Source organism: Helicobacter bizzozeronii (genome assembly GCF_900196775.1).
GTDB classification, from domain to species: domain Bacteria; phylum Campylobacterota; class Campylobacteria; order Campylobacterales; family Helicobacteraceae; genus Helicobacter; species Helicobacter bizzozeronii.
Genome location: NZ_FZLB01000044.1, coordinates 1 through 5062, shown reverse-complemented (window position 1 = coordinate 5062; position 5062 = coordinate 1). Strand labels below are relative to the sequence as shown.

The window sequence follows — 5062 nt, the reverse complement described above, 5'->3', positions numbered from 1 at the left end:
TTTTTAAATCCAGTAATGCCCTATGTCTAGCCTTGCAAACCAACCTAAAAAAGGAATAGAAATGATCCGCCTACTTCTCTTAGCCCTCTTGGTCTTAAATTTGCAGGGCAAAGAAAAGGAACATGTATTAACTATCTTTATTCAAATAGACAACCCCAAAGAATCCCAAAACGCCCCCTTTTTCAAGGCATTTAAGGCACTCTATGATTACATGCAAAAATCCTCCGCCAAGATAGACGATGACATAGACGATCCCAATAACCCAAATAACCCAGATACAGCATACCTACCCGCTTTGACTTGGGCTATGCGGCATTACACCGATGCCTCTATCCCTCTAGCTAAAGCTGTGGCTAAGCAAGTCCCACTATTTCAAGAGTTTAAGCCCAAAAACAAAAGAGAAGAGCTTTTTTTAGCCCATGTGAAGGATATGGCCATGTTTAACGCCCTAGACCTCATAGTAGTAGATTTGCTTGAAAAAAAGGAGACATTTATTGCCCGCGAATTTTTACACATCAATGCATGGCTTTATGCCCCGCTTTTCAACGCCCACAAAGCTGGGCTAGATGTGATTGCCTATCTAGAGCAACTCCATCGTCTCTTTTCTAAAAATACTGATTTGCGTCGTATAAACAATATCCGTGATTTTAATCGAGCAAGGATATATGAAGAACGCAGAAAAAACATTGTCCCCCATAAGCCTTTTAGAAAACGCTTAGCCCAAGATATGCATGAAGCGCATATACCCATGCAAATCTTCGCCCACCATGCAGACTATAGTTATTGGGTTTCGATAGTTCTGAACACCATCTTTGATGGGGAGATAGCTTGGGACCAAATATCTAACACATGTGTATTTAGACGCGTATTTTGGGACTTCATGGATAAAAACGCCCAACGCATAGACCCCGAACACCTCGCTGATCTCTTCATATCACGAGTGATCCCACTAAATCGCAACGCCCCTTTTTACGATCTCTTAAGAAATGACGACCCCAAGATTTTAAAAGACACGCTAAAAGACCACCCCACCATGTGCCTAAGCCCCAAATATTTAAGCCTCAAATCCCAGCAAACTTGCCTACAACTCTTTCAATCCCAAACCTATAACGCTAAAGACATTCAAGAGCAATTACACCTCGTGCGCCTGCTTTCTATTGATGATAGTCCCTGTGTGTATTTAGACCCTAAGGATAAACTCCAAATTTTCAAATCTAATAACGCCCTTTGTCAAGCCTTGCAAAAGATGAAATTTTAGGGAAATCTATGCCCTTTTTACTTTGGATGGGCTTGCTCTTTCTACCCCTGCTCGCAAATCCTATTCAAGAGATGCAGACATTATATAGACAGGCACACCCTCCCTCTTTGCACGCCTTTTTGATAAATCTAAGCCCCCAAAGGCAACAAATACTCCAACTAGCCCAAAGTATTGCTATCCCCATCTTAAAACAATTTAGGGCAAGCACCTCTACAGAGCGTGCTATTCTAAGAGCAATGCATCTCTTTAGCGCGCTCGCTCTTTTAGAGCTCATCCAAGAATCCATGCCAGATGATCCAAAAGTGCCACAATTTAGCAAAACAGCTAAACAAATTGCTTTAGACTTTTCACAAATTAACGCGTTTCTCTATACTCCCCTTTTGCAACTCCAACAACACACCATCAATCCCTTTACATACATCGAGCTTATCCACCACTACACCAACACGCACGCATGTTGGACTCCAGATTGTTTAAGCATGGATGAGATATGGCAAAACACAGATAGCCTAGAAGTAGGTGTATATAATGACCACCCCCATAAAAGCCCCGCACTCACTCATTTGTTCCAAGACTTAGACACTGGGCTTAGGGTTTATGGGATTTTAAATAGATTGATGGGCTTGGGTGATGACAGCCCTACAACACTTGTTGTAGATTTTGCCCAAGCGCTAGGCAATCCCAATCTAGTCCCACTCTTATACCAGATTTTAGATTATCGCTATTTCCAAAGTATCCATTTAGCTAAAATAGGCGGGGCTTACCTAGAGATACTTGCCCAGCTTAAGAGCGCGTCTAGCCAAATTGAGAGCACCCCTGAAGTTTGTTTGTATCCCTCTTACTTGGATTCTCAATTCTTAAACCTCTGCTTAAAGAGTTTTCAAAACCCCAGCAAAAACCTAATCCAGCGCATGCAAAAAAAGCTCAAAGAAGAACGCTTGATCACCCTAGATCACATCCCTTGTTTATATGACAATCTACACCGACAAATCCAAGTTTTTAAATCTGAAAATACACTATGCTTGGGATTGCAAAAACACTTGACAAGGGAGTTTAAATGATTGGTAGAAAAGCCTGCAACACAGATTGGAGTTGGGCTGAGGATTGCTAAGGTCGAGCACCTTAAACAGGCGATAATCCTAACTCTAAAACCAAGTATTAAAGGAGTGCAGATATGGCTAATGTGATTAAAGTGGTGCTGGTGAGTGTATTGGTGTTAGCAAGTATGCATGCCCAAAGCGATCGGGATAGAGATTACGCCATCGCAAAGGATAATCTCTATAGCACAACCATGCTAAAGGCTTTGGAGTATTTTAGCAAACTGGCTAAAGAGGGGGATGCTAGAGGGTATAAGGGCTTGGGAGATGTCTATTATTGGGGTGGCACAGGCGTGGAAAGCGATCTTAAAAAAGCCTTCCAGTATTACCAAAAAGCTGCCAAAATGGGGAATGTGGGAGCGTATGTAAAATTGGCAGGTTTTTATGAGTGTGGCTTTAAAAGTGGTGATTTTATGGTCGCTAAGAATATCCCAAAAGCCCTAGAATACTACCACAAGGCTGGGAAAATGGGCAATTCTGAGGCGTATCTGAGCTTAGGCTATTTCTATGCAATTGGCGGTGGCGCACCAAAGGATATCCCAAAAGCCATCCAGTATTTCAAACAATCTGCACTAATGGGCAATATTGAGGCATACCTTGCCTTGGGAAACCTGTATAGGTTTGGTAAGGATGTGTCCCAAGATACACAAAAAGCCATAGAATACTACCAAAAAGCTGGAGAGGGTGGCAATAAAGATGGGTATCTTGTCATAGCAGATATGTATGTGATAGGGGATGGTGTCCCAAAAGATGAACAAAAAGCCCTAGAATATTGCCAAAAGGCTTACCATAGCAAGGCTGATGCTTATGAGGCTTTAGGGCGTGCTTACAAGGGTTATGACACTTCCAAAGCCCTGAAGTATCTTAAAAAGGCAGCAGAATTAGGAAGTCTGGACGCTAATACTAGTTTGGGAGATATGTATAAATGGGGCTATGGTGTCCCAAAAGATGAACAAAAAGCCATGTACTATTACGATAAGGCTTGTGATTTGGGCGATGCGGGCGCTTGCGATGAAGCGCGAGGAAGAAACTATGAGGAATAACCAAGTGATGATGACTAGACTTGCAAGCATGTTAAAGATTGCACTACTTTGGATGTGTTGCTTAGGGGTAATGCATGCCAGCGATGCGGATACTTACTTTGCCCACGCCATAAGGGCTTGGGAGTATGAGGACGGGCACACAGCTAAGATTTATTTTTCTAAACTAGCCAAAATGGGAGATAGACGGGGGTTTAGCGGTTTAGGTATGCTCGATGTCAATTGGTGGGATTATGCAGGCTTTATAGTTCCGGATAGAAGAGAGATATACCGAACAGATCGTGTCAAATACAAAGAAGCGCTCCAATACTTCCAAAAGGCTGCGGATATGGGCGATGGGTTAGGGTTTTTTGGGCTAGGGTATATGTATTTTTATGGAGATGGTGTCCCAAAAGATAAAACAAAAGCCCAACAATATCTTCAAAAAGCCTGCCAAATTTGGGAAAAGGAAGGCAAAGAGGGGAATGTGCAAGCCTATGTCTTTTTGGGGAGATTGTATGCAGGACAGCGGTACTATAGGGTGCCTGACTTTTACAACGATCCTCAAAAATCCGTTGCTTACTTTAAAAAGGTGATGGAGATGGGGGATCCTAGAGGGTATTTTGAGCTAGGCGAGTTTTATAATCAGAAAAAAGAAGAAGCGAGCGCAGACAAAAAGTTTCAAAGCGCATGGGAGTATGAAAACAAAGCAGATCAATACTACCAAAAGGCGGCGCAACTAGATTATGCGATCGCTTATTATCGTTTGTTTAAGTCTGCAATCAATCCCTATGAATACCTCCAAAAATCTGCGGATATGGGGTATGGGACGGCTTGTTATGATCTAGGCTATTATGCCTATAATCGGGAGCGAGACACACAAAAAGCCTTAAAATATTTCAATAAAGCTTGCATAATGGGTGATTACGACTCTTGTTACCTTGTGTATCAGATCACGGGGAAAAAACCCGCAATACCCGAAGAAAAGGGTTTTTGGGATTGGTTGCGGGATTTGTTTTAAGAATTAATTTGTCCTCTTGGTAAAACCTGTGAAAACCTAATTCTTCGATTCAGGTGCTGTCTTGGCTGACAAGCTTTTTGATACCCCATAGCACAGGCTTTTTGGACATACTGCAATGCTTTTGCTTCATCTTTTGCAACGCCCAAACCAAATTTATATGCCACTCCTAAGTTGTGACAACCTCTAGCACTCCCTAACTCTGCGGCCCTTTGGAAGTAGGTGATGGCTTTAAAATAGTCTTGATTGACACCCACACCTTTGGCATAAACCAACCCCAAGTTATTATAGCCCTCAGCATCCCCCATATCTGCGGCTTTTTGGAAGTATTGCAAAGCTTTAGCATCATCTTTGATCACGCCATGACCATTGACATACATTACGCCTAAACTAACATAACCCCGAGCATCTCCTAGCTCTGCGGCTTTTTGGTAGTATTTTAGGGCTTTGGAGTGGTCTTGGGGGACACCATAGCCCAAATCATACGCATACCCCATCCCGTAAAACCCTCTGGCATCTCCTAGTTCTGCTAATTTCTCCCAGTAGATGATGGATTGGGCATAATCCCCAGTGTGGCTATAAGACTTTGCAAGCTGGTAGTATGTATCTGCTTGGCTATTAGCACTACCCACGCCAAATACCAGCGCCCATACTAGGAAAACACGCCAAA

At 42.7% G+C, this 5062-nt stretch carries 5 protein-coding genes; 4 read left to right on the top strand and 1 reads right to left on the bottom strand.

Annotated elements, in window-relative coordinates:
* Window positions 1-61 precede the first annotated feature (61 nt).
* From C5684_RS05825 to C5684_RS05810, 4 genes are all read left to right on the top strand, one after another.
* Window positions 62-1258, top strand: a complete 1197-nt coding sequence (locus C5684_RS05825) for a tRNA methyltransferase (protein WP_233708675.1) — start codon at window positions 62-64, stop codon at window positions 1256-1258.
* 8 nt (window positions 1259-1266) lie between these two features.
* Window positions 1267-2319, top strand: a complete 1053-nt coding sequence (locus tag C5684_RS05820; RefSeq protein WP_104639712.1) for a hypothetical protein — start codon at window positions 1267-1269, stop codon at window positions 2317-2319.
* Between the two features lie 113 nt (window positions 2320-2432).
* The gene (locus C5684_RS05815; protein WP_104639710.1) at window positions 2433-3398 is read left to right on the top strand and encodes an SEL1-like repeat protein; all 966 of its coding nucleotides are present in this window, start codon (window positions 2433-2435) and stop codon (window positions 3396-3398) included.
* Window positions 3399-3450: 52 nt separating this feature from the next.
* Window positions 3451-4395 carry a tetratricopeptide repeat protein gene (locus C5684_RS05810; protein WP_233708674.1) on the top strand — a complete coding sequence of 315 codons (945 nt, stop codon included), beginning with the start codon at window positions 3451-3453 and terminating at the stop codon, window positions 4393-4395.
* Here C5684_RS05810 and C5684_RS05805 read toward each other — a convergent pair.
* Window positions 4392-5062: tetratricopeptide repeat protein (locus tag C5684_RS05805; protein WP_104639708.1), on the bottom strand; the 671-nt coding region annotated here is incomplete at its 5' end. The two genes, C5684_RS05810 and C5684_RS05805, sit on opposite strands and share 4 nt — an antisense overlap.